This is a genomic window from Nitrospirota bacterium (assembly GCA_016235245.1).
In the GTDB taxonomy this organism is placed as follows: Bacteria; Nitrospirota; Thermodesulfovibrionia; order Thermodesulfovibrionales; family UBA6898; genus UBA6898.
This window is the reverse complement of sequence record JACRLO010000020.1, coordinates 118,229-135,165: the sequence shown is the minus strand read 5'-3', so window position 1 is coordinate 135,165 and position 16,937 is coordinate 118,229. Positions and strand designations below refer to the sequence as shown.

The 16,937-nt window shown below is 45.4% G+C and carries 14 protein-coding genes and 1 pseudogene; all 15 read left to right on the top strand.

Features of this window, described 5'->3' with window-relative positions:
- The first annotated feature begins 24 nt into the window (after positions 1–24).
- The 15 genes and pseudogenes from HZB31_09975 (at position 25) to HZB31_09905 (ending at position 16,936) form a co-directional block, all read left to right on the top strand.
- Entirely contained in the window at positions 25–1,275 is a 1,251-nt protein-coding gene (locus HZB31_09975) for a polysaccharide pyruvyl transferase family protein (GenBank protein ID MBI5848256.1), read from the top strand.
- A gap of 46 nt (positions 1,276–1,321) precedes the next feature.
- Positions 1,322–2,443, top strand: a complete 1,122-nt coding sequence (locus HZB31_09970) for a glycosyltransferase (protein MBI5848255.1) — start codon at positions 1,322–1,324, stop codon at positions 2,441–2,443.
- Positions 2,444–2,474: 31 nt separating this feature from the next.
- The gene (gene asnB / locus HZB31_09965) at positions 2,475–4,364 is read left to right on the top strand and encodes an asparagine synthase (glutamine-hydrolyzing) (protein ID MBI5848254.1); all 1,890 of its coding nucleotides are present in this window, start codon (positions 2,475–2,477) and stop codon (positions 4,362–4,364) included.
- 425 nt (positions 4,365–4,789) lie between these two features.
- Positions 4,790–5,509 (top strand): glycosyltransferase family 4 protein, encoded by a 720-nt coding sequence (locus tag HZB31_09960; GenBank protein ID MBI5848253.1) that lies wholly within the window; start codon positions 4,790–4,792, stop codon positions 5,507–5,509.
- 362 nt (positions 5,510–5,871) lie between these two features.
- A complete protein-coding gene (locus tag HZB31_09955) occupies positions 5,872–7,338 on the top strand; it encodes an O-antigen ligase family protein (GenBank protein ID MBI5848252.1) in 1,467 nt (488 codons plus the stop codon).
- Positions 7,339–7,627: 289 nt separating this feature from the next.
- The gene (locus HZB31_09950) at positions 7,628–8,503 is read left to right on the top strand and encodes a glycosyltransferase family 4 protein (GenBank protein MBI5848251.1); all 876 of its coding nucleotides are present in this window, start codon (positions 7,628–7,630) and stop codon (positions 8,501–8,503) included.
- The gene (gene asnB, locus HZB31_09945; GenBank protein ID MBI5848250.1) at positions 8,491–10,383 is read left to right on the top strand and encodes an asparagine synthase (glutamine-hydrolyzing); all 1,893 of its coding nucleotides are present in this window, start codon (positions 8,491–8,493) and stop codon (positions 10,381–10,383) included. Before HZB31_09950 ends, asnB (HZB31_09945) begins: the two co-directional genes overlap by 13 nt.
- 85 nt (positions 10,384–10,468) lie before the next feature.
- Positions 10,469–11,506 (top strand): hypothetical protein, encoded by a 1,038-nt coding sequence (locus tag HZB31_09940; protein MBI5848249.1) that lies wholly within the window; start codon positions 10,469–10,471, stop codon positions 11,504–11,506.
- Positions 11,507–11,565: 59 nt separating this feature from the next.
- Positions 11,566–11,646, top strand: a pseudogene (locus HZB31_09935) (sugar O-acetyltransferase).
- A gap of 53 nt (positions 11,647–11,699) precedes the next feature.
- Positions 11,700–12,551: a class I SAM-dependent methyltransferase gene (locus tag HZB31_09930; protein MBI5848248.1), complete on the top strand. Its 852-nt coding sequence runs from the start codon at positions 11,700–11,702 to the stop codon at positions 12,549–12,551.
- Positions 12,548–12,715, top strand: coding sequence for a hypothetical protein (locus HZB31_09925; protein MBI5848247.1), 168 nt, complete (start codon positions 12,548–12,550; stop codon positions 12,713–12,715). Before HZB31_09930 ends, HZB31_09925 begins: the two co-directional genes overlap by 4 nt.
- Before the next feature lie 25 nt (positions 12,716–12,740).
- A complete protein-coding gene (locus tag HZB31_09920; protein MBI5848246.1) occupies positions 12,741–13,082 on the top strand; it encodes a hypothetical protein in 342 nt (113 codons plus the stop codon).
- Between the two features lie 9 nt (positions 13,083–13,091).
- A complete protein-coding gene (locus HZB31_09915) occupies positions 13,092–13,322 on the top strand; it encodes a DUF4926 domain-containing protein (protein MBI5848245.1) in 231 nt (76 codons plus the stop codon).
- Positions 13,323–13,414: 92 nt separating this feature from the next.
- Positions 13,415–15,742 carry a bi-domain-containing oxidoreductase gene (locus tag HZB31_09910; protein ID MBI5848244.1) on the top strand — a complete coding sequence of 776 codons (2,328 nt, stop codon included), beginning with the start codon at positions 13,415–13,417 and terminating at the stop codon, positions 15,740–15,742.
- Positions 15,743–15,793: 51 nt separating this feature from the next.
- Entirely contained in the window at positions 15,794–16,936 is a 1,143-nt protein-coding gene (locus tag HZB31_09905; protein ID MBI5848243.1) for a glycoside hydrolase family 127 protein, read from the top strand.
- Position 16,937: the final 1 nt, after the last annotated feature.

Below are 16,937 nucleotides of genomic sequence, written 5' to 3'. Positions count from 1 at the left end.
GACACAAATTCTGGAGGGAGCGCATTGGGAATCAGCCTGATAAAGGTGCTCAGGAAGCATTTCCCAGGATATAAAATCAATTATGTCTCATCCCATGCCAGGGAGGACATAATTGAGAAGGCATATCCGTTTATAAGGGCGAAATACCCCGATGTCGAAATACTCCCTTTTCCTCTGCCTGCGCGGGCTGATAATTACGACACCAGGAACCCATATCTTAGGAGGGCAAAGTCCCTATTATGGGTGGTCAGGACAATACTAAGCATTTTTCATGTAATTTTTCCTTCTTCAATCAATAATAGGACTCTGAAGGAAATAAAGGAGAGCGCAATCGTCATAAGCAGGGGGACAAATATCTTATACGATAAAAAAGGCAAATTACTACAGAGCATGGTCTCCATATACTGGCTCTGTTTTCCGCTTCTTATGGCCTGGCGGCTGCGAAAGCCTTATGTGATCTACGCCCAAAGCTTTGGTCCTTTGCATAATCCTGTCAACAGATGTCTGGTAAATTTTGTATTCAACCGAAGCGAGATGGTGCTGCCCAGAGAGGAGCTTTCAGAATCTTATATCAAAGGTCTTGGCATTAATCCCAACAAGATCAGGTTGGTGCCTGACAGCGTCTTTGGCCTCGATTCTCCGCGCGAAGAACAAGTGAAGGCTGCTTGTTCATCCTACAATCTGCCATTCAAGAAATACCTTGTTCTAGTTGTCAGGGAGTTAATGAACAAAGAAGAGAGTATTTCAGATATGTTTCCGCTGTTGAAGGACACTGCAGATTTTATGCTCGGAAACGACCTCATAGAAAAATGTGTCATAGTTACCCAGTGCAGTCATTTTGAAGGTTATAGAGGTTTTGAATCCGATTCGGACATAAGCAGGGAATTATACGATTTCATGCGGAAGGATAATCCTGAGAAGTTCCAGCTTATCGACAGACCTTTAAGCCCCGATGAGTTATTAAATATTTATGGCGGTGGCAGGTACATGGTCACGGTGCGCCTGCATGCGGCTATTTTTTCACTGGTGGCAGGCACCCCTGCCATGGCCGTTTCTTACTGGGGATTCAAGACAAAGGGAATTTTTCGGATGCTGAACATGCAGGAATTTGTAATGGCATCCGGGGAAATTACGACGACAAACCTCAGAGAAAGACTCCAAAGGATAGAGCAAAACTATCAGAGGGAATCAGAAAGGATAACAGGCATAATCAGCGAGACCCATGAAAGGGCACTGCAGACCCCCTTGTTATTCGGGCATATACTCAAGGCATGAAGGCCATTCAGCAAAGCTCCCGGACTGCATTAATGTCGATCTGCAAGTGAAACAAAGAATCCTTCATATTACTTGGACCATGGCCATTGGCGGGGCGGAAAGAGCGCTTTATCAGCTTATCAGGGCCCAGCGTGAAAACGGACTTGAGTCCGATCTGCTTATTGCGAGGGACGCGTCCTTTTATGGAGATGTTACAGGTCAGACTGGGGCGAGAGTTTTTGCGCTCGGCCAGAAGAGCGCGACGGATTTCTCAGTGAAGCGGAGGTTTCTTGAGGTCATCGAGGATTATGACATTCTGCACTTTCATGCCGCATCTCCGCTTCTGATGCATCTTGCGTCGTCAAAGAAAAAGAGACTTTTCTACACACACAGGGGGGGGAGTCACAAGTTCGGCCTGAAGCGCCTGCTCATGTACAAGATAGCCGGGTTTTATTTGCGAAACTATTTTGCCGGAATATCGGGCAATACTGATCATGCGGCTTCTGTTGCATATGACTTTTTCAATATTCCTGGAGAAAAAAGACTTACAACCTATAACGGAATAGACTTTTCCTTGCTTAAGCCAAAGCGGACAAGACAGGATATATTGACCGAGCTTAAAGACCCAGACAACGGGGTCATCCGGATTGGGACAAGCGCGAATTTAAGGGAACTGAAACGTATAGACTATCTTATCAAGGCAATTTCACAGATCAGGGATCTGCCTGTTCGCTGTTATATTATAGGTGACGGTCCGGCTCGAAGCTCTCTTGAAAAAATGACCCGCGATCTTGCAATCGAAAAACTCATTATTTTTACTGGGACAAAAGAGCATATGGGGGATTATCTCCAAGTTCTGGACATCTTTGTTTTGCCGTCGAATGCCGCCGAATCCTTTGGAAACTCCGTTGTAGAGGCTATGGGGCTGGGGATTCCTGCAATAGTTATGCGAGACGGCGGCGGTCTTATAGAGCATATCACTGATGGTGGTGGGTATATCGCAAGTGATGTCCCAGTACTCGCCTCACTGCTTCGAATTCTCTGCCTCTCAGAAGATTTACGTAGAAGCGTGGGTGAAAACGGCAAGAAATATGTGAGAGAGAAATATACACTCTCTATGATGGTGCAGACCTATAATGAATTCTATATGGCAACAGGTGAGACACTTTATGCTCCAATTTATAGGTGAAAAAGCGTGAGAGTTTCTTAAGGTCTTAGATATGTGCGGAATTTGCGGGATTGTAAGTCATAGACCTATAGATATCAGGGCAAGGCTGAATGAGATGAACAGTCATCTTGTTCACCGGGGGCCTGACGACGAGGGTTATTTTATTCAAGATGATGTCGGTCTTGCAATGCGAAGGCTGAGTATTATCGATCTTGAGTCTGGCCATCAGCCCATGTTGAGCAAAGATGGCAAAATAGCCATTGTTTTTAATGGCGAAATATATAACTACAAAGAAATCAGAGAATTATACTTGCAAGAATATGAATTCGAGACAAAATCCGATACCGAGGTGCTTTTACATCTGTACCATAAATTTGGTCGAAATTGCCTGGACCTTTTAAATGGAATGTTCGCTTTTGCAATTTATGACAGCAGGGATGCAGAGCTTTTTATTGCACGCGACAGGCTCGGCATAAAGCCCTTCTATTACTGTGTTTTTGAGGGTATTTTTGCTTTTTCATCTGAAATCAAAGCACTCTTGACGCTTCCCTGGGTAAGAGCTGCGCTTGATGAAGAGGCTTTATATTATTTTTTGACTTTTAATAAAGTCGCATCACCCCTGACGATGTTCAAGGGGATTATGAAGCTTCATCCCGGCTACATGATGACTGTGAACAATAGAGGTATCAAGAGACATGAGCCATACTGGGAAGTTGAATACAAGGATTATGCTTTGCTAAGCGAATTGGAAATAAGCCGCAGGCTCGCTGACGAGTTAGAACGAGCAGTCAAAGACTGGATGGTAAGCGACGTCCCGGTCGGGGCCTTTCTCAGCGGGGGCGTTGATTCGAGCGCCGTCGTTGCTATGATGCGTCGCGTTTCCCCTGCGGCCAGCATTCGGACGTACTCCGTAGGCTTTAAAGATGCCCCTGCTTACAATGAACTGCATCATGCGAGAGAGATCTCTATGCTCTTCAAGACCGATCACTATGAGAAAATCGTGTCTCAGGAGGAGATCACCGAGTTTCTTCCGAAAATAGTTGATATTTATGACGAGCCATTGTCTGATGCTACCTCCATTCCATTGTATTTTATATCTGAGGCAGCGAGGAAGGATGGCACACGCGTGGTTATGACCGGCGACGGAGGTGACGAGCTTTTTTGTGGATACCGAAGTTGGCTCAGATATCTACATTTGTATCCTCTTTATCGTTTTGCTTCAAAAGTGCCCTTTCGACCCTCACTTTTCCGATACATGAAAAAGCTATTTCGGGAAAGTTCGCCAATATATGAGATATTAAACAGAGCGATGTGTGGCCATGAGTTCTTTTGGGGAGGGGCAGGAGGATTCAAGGAGGGAGCTAAACGACATTTTCTATCAACAGAATATGCTGCACGATTAAGCAGTCATAATTCTCACAATCTTATAAGAACATTTCATGATCTTTATGAGGCCGTGCCGAAAGCTGGTAGAAAGGAGAGCTATGTTGACTGGATGTGCTTTCTCGGAGTTAAAGACATTTTGCCGAATCATTATCTGTATAGAGCAGACAGGATGGGTATGGCACATTCAGTAGAAATCCGCACACCAATGCTAGATCATCATTTTGTGAACCTTGCACTGTCGATTCCAGGGGAATTGAAGATCAGGGGGGGCGAGCCCAAGTATATATTGAAACGGGCGCTGGAACCTTTTCTTCCCAAAGAGATTCTTTACCGAAAAAAACAGGGCTTTTGTGTCCCGTTACGAGAATGGGGGGGCGAAATAATGGCCGATTACATCGACGAGAATGTCGGAAGCTTCTGTAGGTCAACCGGCTTATTCGACAAGGGCCGACTTCTTGCCGAGGTCAATGCACTGAGATACGGCCGACGAGATGGTGTATTCATGTTGTGGAATATTTATTTTCTTATGTCGTGGTTTAGGCGGTGGATCTTGTGATTTCCTTGCAGACGGTCCTTCTTATTACAAATATCCCCACACCTTACCGCATTCCGCTCTTTAATGAACTTAGTAGACAGTTGAGGGCGCAGAGATTTGCGCTAAAAGTTGTCTTCGGAGCCAGGGGATACGACAGGCGCAAATGGCAATTCGATATGTCCGAATGCGCTTTTGATTATGTGGTAATACACTCCAAGAAGATAAAGTGTAGTGATCGTGAAAAAGTGAGCTTTACGTATGCGGGTCTTGGCAGTATCATAGATAACTTAAGACCGTCGGTGATAATAACAAACGGTTTTTCTCTTGCTACAGTGAAGCTTTGGCTGAGGTCGCTACGGATAAAGACTAATTATATCATTTGGTCCGGCGCAGTAAAACAAAAGGGAGAGGCAATTCCGTGGTGGAGAATAATACAAAGGATTTGCATGATTAAACGGGCATCAGCTTTTATTGCTTACGGCACAAATGCTAGAGACTACCTGTTATCATCGGGTGCTGACCCTAATCGGATATGGATCTCAATAAATACTGTAGATACGGAATATTTCAAGGAAGAGACTGTGAAATTGAGAAAGCTTCGCGCAACAGTTACGAGAAAAAAACGTTTAATTTATATAGGGGAGCTTTCTCCAAGAAAAAATGTTGTTAAAGTTTTGGATGTCGTTAAGGCTTTGGCGATATCAAGAGATGACTTTTTGCTGGATATTGTTGGCGATGGAGAAGAAAGACTTCGACTTGAGAAATATGTTATTGACAATAATTTGGCGAAATTTGTTATCTTTCACGGGCACAAGCAAAAAGCTGATATGCCTGCACTGTTGGCCTGTGCTGATTGTTTTTTGTTTCAGACGGATTTTGATATCTGGGGGCTTGTACTGGTAGAAGCAATGGCTGCCGGATTACCTTGTCTATCCTCGGTGAATGCTGGAGCAACTTACGATTTAATAGATGATGGCGTGACTGGATTTGCCGTAGATTTTGCTGAAACGGAAAAAATAGCGAAGAAAATAAACTGGATTATGGACAATCCTGAGGAGGCACATCAAATTGGAGAAACCGCTTGTAAGTGGGCCTGTGAAAAGGCTTCTCTCTTCGAAGCGGCGCGAGGATTCGTCTCAGCCATTAGCTATGTTGCAAATAGATAGATCAGGATCAGGGGATCTGTAAACAGAAGCAGAAACTTGATAACCTAAATTTCGGTCGTTTCAAATTTATTGAAGGATGGAACGGGATAGATGATGCATCGTGGTATATTTTGGTATCCAGAGCCCCTTCATGGCATATGTTGTCTGGCAACTGGACATGCTTAATGACGAGCATATATTTGTGGTATATACGGAGATAAGTTAAGTAGGTGTGCGCATATATGTCTATGTTCACGAGTCGAACTGCTGAATTAAATGAATGCGATTGGCTTCAATCATAATGAAGCATAATGATATCCGCAATGCAGCATTCGAATGCGCTTATCGACTGTTTTTGAAGATGTGGGCAGACATGAGTAGACATGCCATCTTCGAAGACAGCCGGAGACAATAACATGGCTAATATATTGGCGCATGAACTTGATTTAGGTAGACAATTTCTCTCCAATTCTAAGGCGGGCAATGTTGTCAGGCAGGTACTGGCTTTTAACGTTATAATACTGTGTCTTATTATCATTGGAAAATATTCAGAGCTTTCGGCCTTTATCGGCGGAGCCATGATCTTACTGCTGTTTTCTTTTCTTGCACTGACAAATTCACGAAAGACTGTCTTTCTGATTTTTGGCACAAAATTCACATTTGACGCTCTATGGTATGTAGGATTGGATATGATTGATATGCCGTTCAGACTTCTTGAGCTTTCTGTAATACCCGTTATTATTTTGCTTGTTCCAGGCATTCTGATACGGAAGGGAAGCATGAAATTGCCAATGCTGGCCTCTTTTTCATATCTTCTTTGGGTTACAGCTGCAATGGCTCTTAATGAAGACACCTTCAGTGTTAATTTCATTGTCCGGCAGTCAGGCCTCTTTTTCGGGTTGATGATTGGCCGGCAGTTCCTGAGAGACGAAGAGAGTCTTGTCACGCTGTTTCAGATTATATTTGTCTCTACCCTCATACCCATATTTGCAGCATGTGTACAAAGAGGTGCAAGCCATGCAGGGGTCCTCATTATGAATTTTACGAGAGATTCTGTAAGGGAATATCGAGCGGCAGGGTTCTATTACGATGCCGCCACAGCTGGAATGGTCAGTATTGCATCCTTAGTCAGCAACTCATATCTTATTTATTCAGGGAATGTTAATAAGAGATATCGGCTTGTGCATCTGCTTTATTTGCCCCTGAATATTCTCGTTGTTTTAGCAGGAGGCACCAGATCGATTATCGGTGTATCTATATTGATCCTGTTGGTTTTTTTTATAAGAAACCTCAAAACCGCAGTGAAGCTTTTTCCAATTATTGTAGTAATAATATTCTTGTCACTTCCTTATCTTGATAAAGCAATCAATAAGACTACCACCGAGTTCCAGCAGAAGGTTGATTTAATGGAGCTGCTAACTGAAAAGGAATACAGGACAATGTTGACAGGCAGGATAAGTGTCTGGCAGGACATCTGGTTCAAATTCAATGAAGGCAGTTTCCTCCAGCAACTCTTCGGCAGCGGAGTGAGCTCCAATGCCCATTCAAGTTACTTTTTTCTTTTGTTGCAGATAGGTTGGCTGGGGCTATTATTCTATCTTCTTTTTCATGCCCTGCTTATCAGAAGACTATTGGCCCTGAAATTACCCCAACGACAAAAGACCATGGTTCTGGTTTCTTTAATAGCACTGCTCTTAATAGGGATATCCGCAAGCACTGTTACTTATACATCATTTCAGTGGATAATCTACATGATCGTTGGCGGAGCGCTGAATATGGAGACTTTATTGAGCCGACCGAAAGCAGCTATACGCGAAAGAATTCCTCCGTATAATTATCCCTACAGGTAGCCCATGCTCTTATCAGTTGTGCTGAATCATTATCAATTTTATGACTAAGTCTAAGCCCAAGGTGTTACTTTTAGGCCCACTTCCACCTCCATATATGGGCCCTTCAATTGCCACTGAGATTCTAATGAAATCTCAAATGAATGAGTATTTCACCCTGATAAATCTTAATACTAATACACATGAAACACTATCCACCTTGGGTAGATGGACTCCAAGCCGCATTTTGGATAATTTGAAATTATATATAAAGCTCACCCTTCAAATTATAAAATATAGCCCATCATTGATTATGGTTCCGATCAGCCAGACAAAAATTGGATTCCTTAAAGATTCTGTCTTTATCCTTATAAGTTGGATGCTGGGCAGCAGAACGCTTCTCCAGCTCAGAGGCGGTAACTTCAGGCACTGGCTCAACTCAACCTCGGGGATTATGCAAGCTTACGTATCCTTTATCCTCAAGCGTGCGCAGGGAGTTATTGTCCTCGGCGAAAAACTGCGTAGTCTCTTCGCAAACCACTTTCCCAATGAGAGAATCTTTGTTGTGCCGAATGGCGCGGACTTCCCTGTTAATCCTGGCGTGAAGAAGATCTCAGGCAGGGTCAGACTTCTCTATCTGGCGAATCTTCAGGCATCAAAGGGCATTGAAGATGTAATGGAGGCTGCAGTCAGGATTAGGGAGCAATCTGGTATTGCAGGATATGAACTGCATGTGGTTGGCGACTGGTTCTCTGATGGAATTAAGGAGAATATCCTTGAGCTCGTGCAGCGTAATGATCTCCCGGTAATCTTTCACGGCATCGCAACAGGCGCCGAGAAATGGTCTTTTTTTCGTGAGGCAGACATATTTATCTTCCCTCCCCGCGAACCAGAAGGCCATCCTTGGGTGATCATCGAAGCAATGGCCGCAGTGCTTCCGATAATTTCGACTGACCAGGGGGCTATAACCGAGTCTGTCATTGACGGTCTGAATGGGTTTATCGTTGACACGCAAAGCCCTGCACAAATCGCTGCGAAGATATTGTTATTGATACAGAATGAAGAGTTGCGATTGAAGATGGGCAGAGAGAGCAGAAGACTCTACGAGGAGAATTTTACCGAGGGAAAGATGGTAGAGCGCCTATCGCATGCGTTTAATGCCGTTTTATCAGACAGATGTGCGGGATAGCAGGCTATTTTAATCCGGAACACCGCAGTATTGCAGAAGCCCTTCCTCTCCTGAGAAGCATGGGCGATCTGTTGGCCCATCGGGGGCCTGACGATCACGGGGAATATGTCGCCGGCTCGTGCGGCATGGCATTCAGACGACTTGCAATAATCGACATAGTTCACGGCCAGCAGCCCATGTATTCCCCCCGCCAGAAGTCCGTCATCGTCTTCAACGGCGAGATCTACAACTATCAGGAACTTCGGCGCGAACTGTCGGGAAAAGGGGTGGTCTTCAGGTCTAATTCCGATACGGAAGTGATCGTTGCCGGGTATGAGACCTGGGGCGAAGAAGTGGTGAATAAGCTCCGTGGGATCTTCTCCTTTGCCATCCATGATCCGGAAAAGAATCTCCTTTTTGCGGCACGTGACCATGTCGGCGTCAAGCCTTTTTATTACGTAATGCAGGACGGGTATTTTGTCTTTGGATCGGAGATCAAGACGCTGCTGAAATTTCCAGGCGTAACAGCCTCGGTCAGGACCTCCATGCTGCCGCGGTACATGAGCTTTCTCTGGGTGCCTGCGCCTGACACCCTGTTCGAAAATATCTCCATGCTTGAACCCGGCCATACCCTGCAAGTTTCTCAGCAGGGCCTGGTCAAAAAGCGCTACTGGAACCCGGACCTCACCTCCTGCGACAGCACCAGATCAGAAAAACAGTGGATGGATCTGATCGACAAAGAACTGCGCCGCACCGTAAAGGAGCAGATGATCAGCGATGTGCCGCTCGGCGCATTTCTGTCGGGCGGTGTTGATTCCTCGCTGATCATCGCGTATATGAACCAAGTATCGGATCAGCCGGTGACAACATATACTACCGGCTTTCGACCGGAAGATATGGCTAAGGATGTTATTCTTTCCGACCTTGAGCATGCACGCATTGCTGCAAAGCATCTAAATGTTGCGTACAATGAGCTGATCCTTTCAACAGATGTTGTAGACCTACTGTCCAAACTTGTCTGGCATATGGATGAGCCGGTTGCTGATTCTGCGGCTATTACCACGTATCTTATCTGCAAGGCCGCAAAAGAGCGGTGTACGGTCATGCTCTCCGGAGTCGGCGGAGATGAGGTTTTCGGAGGGTATCCGAGATATCTTGCCAATCAGATTGCCGATTGGTACAAGCATATTCCTGGGTTTCTCAGGACGACAGCTATTGAATGGTGGGTCCGAAGGGCAGCCGGAGGATCGAGCCCTTTTATCAGAAATGCCAAGAAATTTATTAAGAATGCAAATATGCCTTTTCTCGATCGCTATTTCGGATATCTGTCATATTACTCCGAGGGTGAAATGCAACAACTTCTGAACAATGATTTTAAATGGGCGGATATCTTTTCAGGTCATAGGAATGTCTATGATGAATACGGCAAGACCAATCCAGTTCAGTCTATGATGAACATCGATCTTAAGACCTTTCTGCCTAACCTCAATCTGCTCTACACGGACAAAATGAGCAGTGCGGCTTCGGTCGAAGTGCGGGTCCCCTTTCTTGATCACCTGCTTATTGAGAAGGCAGCTGCAATGCCGTCCACGATGAAGCTCAGACGGCTGGAGCGAAAGTATCTACTCAAGAAGATTGCCGACAAGTATCTGCCGAAGGAGATCGTCTGGAGAAAGAAGGCAGGCTTCGGAGCGCCGGTCGGCGCCTGGTTAAAGGATCAGGCAAAAGAAATGATGCTGGATCTTCTTTCGGAGGAGACGATTAAGCGTCGGGGATATTTCAGGTATCCTTTTGTGAAGAAATTGATCGACCGGCATCTGGATGGTTTCGAATATAACGCAAATCAGCTCTGGCAGCTTCTTTGGCTTGAAGTCTGGCACCAGACCTTTATCGATCGGTGATCAGCAACAATGTTGGGTTTTTTGAAGCACTCATGCATAAGTCGCACAATGTCTCAGCGGGTACTGAAATAGCGGGAGACCTCCAATGAATTCAACTCTTCAGCAGCCGTTTAGTCGAAATGCCGATCTCGATGTGGTAAAAGGCATGCTGGTTGTGGTCATGCTGCTGTATCACTCTGCTTCGGTAGCTGAGGGCTCGCATTATTGGCAAGCCATTCAGTGGATACCGAAGCGGATCGCCTTTATCCACTTTGCATTTTTGATCATCAGCGGTTTCCTCTGCGGCTGGCACTATCTTCCGAAAGTAGAGAAAGAGCCCGGCAAGGTAAGGCAGAGATTGAGGAAAAGGGGCTTCAAGATCATCGGCCTGGTGATAGGACTTAATTTCATTCTGTATTCACTTGGAGTAGGCCACCGATTAGATGCGCTGATCAAGGCCATCGCATCGCCTGGAGGACTAATGCGCAATCTGGTGATCAGCGTAAATGGCAGCCTTGTATCCTTTGAGATCCTGTATTATATCGGCCTTTTGCTTCTGGCAGCATCAATGCTCCTTGGACGGGTTAACGTATGGCTCCTGCTTGGATTAACCATGGGTATGCTTATTGTGGGGCCCGCCAAAGGAGTGACAATGGTAGTAGGGCTTGGCCTGTTTGGCATGGTTATTGGAATGATGACCATTCAGGGAAGATTTGAGGATATTTGGAGCATGCTCGAAAATACCAGGGGTATCCCGGTAGTAATCATATTTGGCCTATATCAATTACTTTATAATGATATTCATTATATAATGAAATATATCGGCAAACTATGGATTGCCTATAGCATTGATGCGCTGCTCTGGTTTCTCCTGTTTGTCTTTTTTTTCAAACTTATTCCCGGCAGTTTGAACCATTTTATAAGACTTCTGGGACGATATACTCTTTTTGGATATATCCTACAGATGTTGATTATCAGAATAGTGTACATGTTCATAAGAAGATTTGATATTCCAGGATATGCCTATTATGGGATAAGTATTGTGGTGAGCGGCATGCTCCTCGTGCTCTGCACGTTGACTTTAGAGCGATTAAGAAATAGGTCACATACTATAAATAATGCTTACCGCATGGTGATGGAATGAAACAACTTACGCAAAAACTTAAGAACGGCGAGATGCAGGTTCTGGAGATACCAATCCCGGTGGTGACAAAAGACGTGCCGCCGAATGTGATCGTTGCCGGAAATCCGGCAAAGGTTATCCGTGACATTGTCGGTGAATAATCCATTTCTCACGATAATTCTTCTATCCAGTATTAATTGGTCATTACGATACAATGGATAACTTAAAACAGGTAGAAGACTTCTGGAACCAAAACCTCTGCGGGCGGCATTTTATTACTGCGAAATACCCGAGCGCGGAGTTTTTTGAGCAATACCGCCGATTCAGATACGGGAAAGAACACCATCTGGACTGGCTTATCAACTGGAGATCCGCAGCAGGGAAGGACCTGCTCGAAATAGGTCTTGGTGTTGGTGCAGATGCATCGCGATGGGCAGCATATGCAATGTCTTATACCGGCGTTGATCTGACCACGGAATCTGTCGAAGCAACAAAACGTCATTTTGAAATATTGGATTTAAAAGGATCGATTCTGAAGGGAAATGCGGAGGCATTGCCGTTTGCTGATAACTCCTTTGACTTAGTATACTCTCACGGCGTTATCCATCATACAACCGATATCATGAAGGCCCTGAGCGAGATCTTCCGCGTAACAAGGTCAGAAGGGGAAATTGTCCTGATGTTATATTCAAAGGACTCTTTTAATTATTGGGGCCGCATACAGTTTTATTTCAGGCTCCGGTTCTTATTGGCACTTCTCAAGACCAGCATAAGTCTCCGGACTTCAGAGCCCTGGACCGGGCATATTTCCAATTTCAGAAGAGAAGGACCCTCGTATTTTTCATGGAACGGATGGTACCATCACTGCACGGATGGACCGAATTGCAAAATCGCCAATATCTACCATCGACAAGAGATAGTCGATATGCTGGAAAAAGCAGGCTTCATCGTGACAAATATGAAGAAAGCCCACTTTCCATTCACTGGCGGGAAATATCCTATTGTCGAGCGCTATCTCGCTCAATTTATCGGCTTCTATCAGTTTGTATGGGCTAAAAAGAGATGAAACAATTAACCCAAAAACTTAAAGATGGAAAGATGCAGGTTCTGGAGATACCAATCCCTGTGGTGGGAAAAGGCATGCTCCTTGTAATGAACCATTTTTCCCTGATCAGCGCAGGCACAGAGGGAAGCACGGTCAGTGCTGCACGGAAGAGTCTTATCGATTAGGCTATTTTGGACATTTTATAATATAATGGAAGCAGTCATGGTACCGAATGCTGGGAGTGCGAGGGTTGATCGCAAAAAGATTATTGAATATCTTTTATGTGAATCTCATCCTGACGGTCGGACAAAGGCAGCTTTTTTCATGAAACTCGGCTTTGCAGTAAATCAGTGGGAAGTAATGGCTGAAATGTTAAGAAAACATGGGATGACTCATCCTGTCGTAAAAACAGTGAGGACTGAATATGGAATGCGGTATTGCGTAGACGGACCCGTTGAGACGCCAGCTGGCGTTAAGCCTTCGATAAGGACAGTCTGGATAATTGAAGAAGGCTCTTCAGAGCCGCGATTAATAACTGCTTATCCAGTGTAGGAGGAGATTATGATAAGGGAGCATGACCGTATTGTTTTACTGAAAGACATGCCTGATGAAGGGTTGAAGACGGGTGATGTTGGTACTGTTGTTCATATATACCGTGACGGTGAAGCATTCGAAGTTGAATTTATGACGCTCGACGGGGGGACTGTTGCAGTCGTGACATTGCCTTCCTCCTCTGTGCGATCGGTAGGAAACAGGGATATTACGCATGTGAGAGAACTTTCTGCTGCGTGAAATTTCTGCTATTCTTTGGCTAACTGTAGCAATGTGGTTTACGCTCCCCTTTACCCTGACCCCACTGTCCGTAACCGTTTTTTGATATTGTCATGAAACAATTAACCCAAAAACTTAAAGATGGAAAGATGCAGGTGCTGGAGGTACCAATCCCTGTGGTGGGAAAAGGCATGCTCCTTGTAATGAACCATTTTTCCCTGATCAGCGCAGGCACAGAGGGAAGCACGGTCAGTGCTGCACGGAAGAGTCTTATCGGCAAGGCAAAGGAACGGCCACAGCAGGTGAAGCAGGTGATCGACGTTGTGATGCAGCAGGGGCCGGTTCAGGCATACCGGGCTGTGATGAAGAAGCTTGATGCGTACTCGCCGCTGGGGTACAGTTCTGCCGGAGTGGTTATTGAAGTCGGATCGGAAGTTCAGGGGTTTGCTGCCGGCGATCTTGTTGCCTGCGCCGGGGGAGGATATGCAAGTCATGCGGAGGTGGTAGCTGTTCCGCGAAACCTGTGCGTTAAACTCTCGGCAATTCAGAACTCGGAAGTCAAAATACAGAATGGTTCCGATCTTGTGCAAACGGTTCTGAAACGGGCTGCATATAACACACTGGGGGCGATCGCTCTTCAGGGCATCCGCCAGGCAGACCTGAAGCTCGGGGAAACCTGCGTTGTTATCGGCCTCGGCCTTATAGGGCATCTGACCTGCCTCATGCTAAGAGCCTCCGGCATAAGAGTTATCGGGATAGACATTGACCCCCTCATGGCCGAGCTTGCGCAAAAGCATTGCACAGATCTCTGTTTTGAGCGCAAAGATGCCGGGCTTGCCGAGAAGATAGATGAATTTACAGATGGCATTGGAGCAGATGCCGCGATCATCACCGCAGCGACCGACAGCACTGACCCTATAAATCTTGCGGGCCGTTTAGCGAAGAAAAAAGGAAAGGTGGTCATTGTCGGTGACGTGGCAACGGGTTTTGACCGGGATCCGCACTACTACAAGAAAGAGCTTGAACTCAAAATGTCCTGCTCATACGGACCAGGGCGATACGATCTGAATTACGAGGAAAAAGGGATCGACTATCCTGCAGGCTATGTGAGATGGACCGAAAACAGGAACATGAAGGCTTTTCAGGCACTTGCCCAAAGCGGGAAACTGGATATGGATTATCTGACAACACATATATTCAAGCTCGATGATGCACTCTCTGCGTACAACCTGATCATGGGGAAAGGCGAGCCATTCCTCGGTATCCTGATCGAATATGAAGTTGATAAGAAAATTGAGAACAAACCAATTTTCAGAATTCAGAATTCAGAATTCAGGGGTCAGAATGCCATTAACCCCTCAACCTTCAACTTTCAACAGTCAACAGTCAACATTGCCTTTATCGGTGCAGGCAGTTATGCCACGGGTAATCTTCTCCCCAATATCCCGAAGGGAAAGGATATCCTGCTGAAAGGGGTTATGACCTCATCTGGTACCAGTTCAAGAACTGTTGCGGACAAATACGGCTTTGAATTCTGCGCCTCATCTGAAACTGACATTCTCGGCAACGCCGGGATCAATACTGTATTTATCGCCACACGTCATGACAGCCACGCTGATTACGTAAAGAAAGCGCTGTCTGCCGGCAAACACATTTTCGTTGAAAAACCTTTATGCCTAAGGGAATCCGAATTAGAAGAGATTGCAGAATGCAGAAATACGATTGCAGAAGCTAATGTAAAATGCGGAAAGCAGGATGACGAAGGAACATCATTATCAGGAATTGATAAATCAAATTCCTCATTCTTCATTCCTCATTCTTCATTCCCTTTGCTGTTGGTTGGTTTTAATCGCCGATTCTCTCCCTTGACGCAAGTTATGAAAGAAAAGACAGGCATAGGTCCCATGTCCATGATATACCGTATAAATGCCGGACATATCCCTGCCGACTCATGGATACAGGATATGAAGATTGGCGGCGGCCGGATCGTCGGCGAGGTATGCCACTTTATTGATTTCCTGATCTATATGAACGGCTCTCTGCCGGTCACTGTCTTTGCAACTGCATTGCCTGATCCCGGAAATAAACAGGACACGTTGAATATCAATATCTCCTTTGAGAATGGATCGATAGGGACTGTTGCGTATTTTGCAAACGGTCCAAAGTCTTTGTTCAAGGAATATATCGAGATTTACCGGGCTGGCACGACAGTTATACTGAAAGATTTCAAAGAGCTCCAGGTCTTCGGCTCCGGGAAACCATACACCAAAAACCTCCTCAGCCAGGATAAGGGACAGAAGGAGATGGTAAGGACCTTTATTGACTCGATTAGAAAAGGGACAGCAGCTCCCATTCCTTTTGAAGAGATCTATGCTGCTACACTGGCCACATTTAAGGTGCTCGAATCGCTGAGAATGGGAAAGGCAATCAAAATAGGATGAGAGGGTGACGCGCTTCACCGTTTCCCAGACATCGTCGCAAAAATGGTAAACATGAATATCGAACATTCACTTCATAAGTTAAGAAATTACATCGAAGCTGAGAAATTCTCCGGCTACGATCCTTATGATGCACTCAACTCGCCGATCCTCAGGGCATTATCTTTTGGCAGCAAGTATCCCAGAATTGCCTTTATCCAGGCGTTGAAAAAGCTCCCGATAAACCTGCGGCCACTGCTGCTGATTAAAAAGGGATATAATCCCAAGGGTCTCGGGTTGTTCCTCTGGGGGTATGCAAAGCTCTATGCAGTCGAGAAGAAGACGGAATATTTGCGGCAGATAGAACATATTCTTGGATTGCTCGAACAGACAAAAAGTCAGGGCTATGCAGGCAGCTGCTGGGGATATAATTTCGACTGGCAGTCGAGGGCCTTCTTCGTTCCGAAATATACACCGACCATAGTCAATTCCTCTTTCATCGGTCATGCCCTGCTTGATGCCTATCAATACACCGGAAAAGAAAAGGCCTTATCAATGGCCCTTTCAATTAAGGACTTCATTACAAGAGACCTCAACAGGGAAGTATATGGCGACATGCTCTGTTTCAGCTACACCCCTTTCGATCATTATTACGTCCATAATGCGAATTTGCTTGGCTCTTCACTGCTCGCGAGGTTGATGAAGTATACGGCTGACAGCAGCATGAAGGATGCAGCGCTCTCGAGCCTGCACTACAGTATTCACCATCAAAGAGAAGACGGTTCTTGGTATTATGCCGAAAAAGAGAGAGCCCATTGGATTGATTCATTTCATACCGGTTTTAATCTCCAGAGCATTCTGTATTTTCTTGATGAGGGCCTTTGCCCGGAATACCGCACTAATTTTGAAAAAGGGGTGGAGTTCTATCGCAACCAGTTTTTTCTTGATGACGGCGCGCCTAAGTATTTTCATGATAAGCTATATCCCATAGATATTCATTCGCCTGCACAGGCCATAGCCTTTTTCTCCCGATTGGGTGCAGAATATCAAAGTCTGACCGGTAAGATAGTGCAATGGATGACAAACAATCTTCAGGATGAGAGTGGTTTTTTTTATTTCCAGAAGAAGCCTAATTATACGAACAAATTACCCTATATGCGATGGGGCCAGGCATGGGCTTTCCATGCACTAACTGAGTATTATATGAGAGAAAGATAAA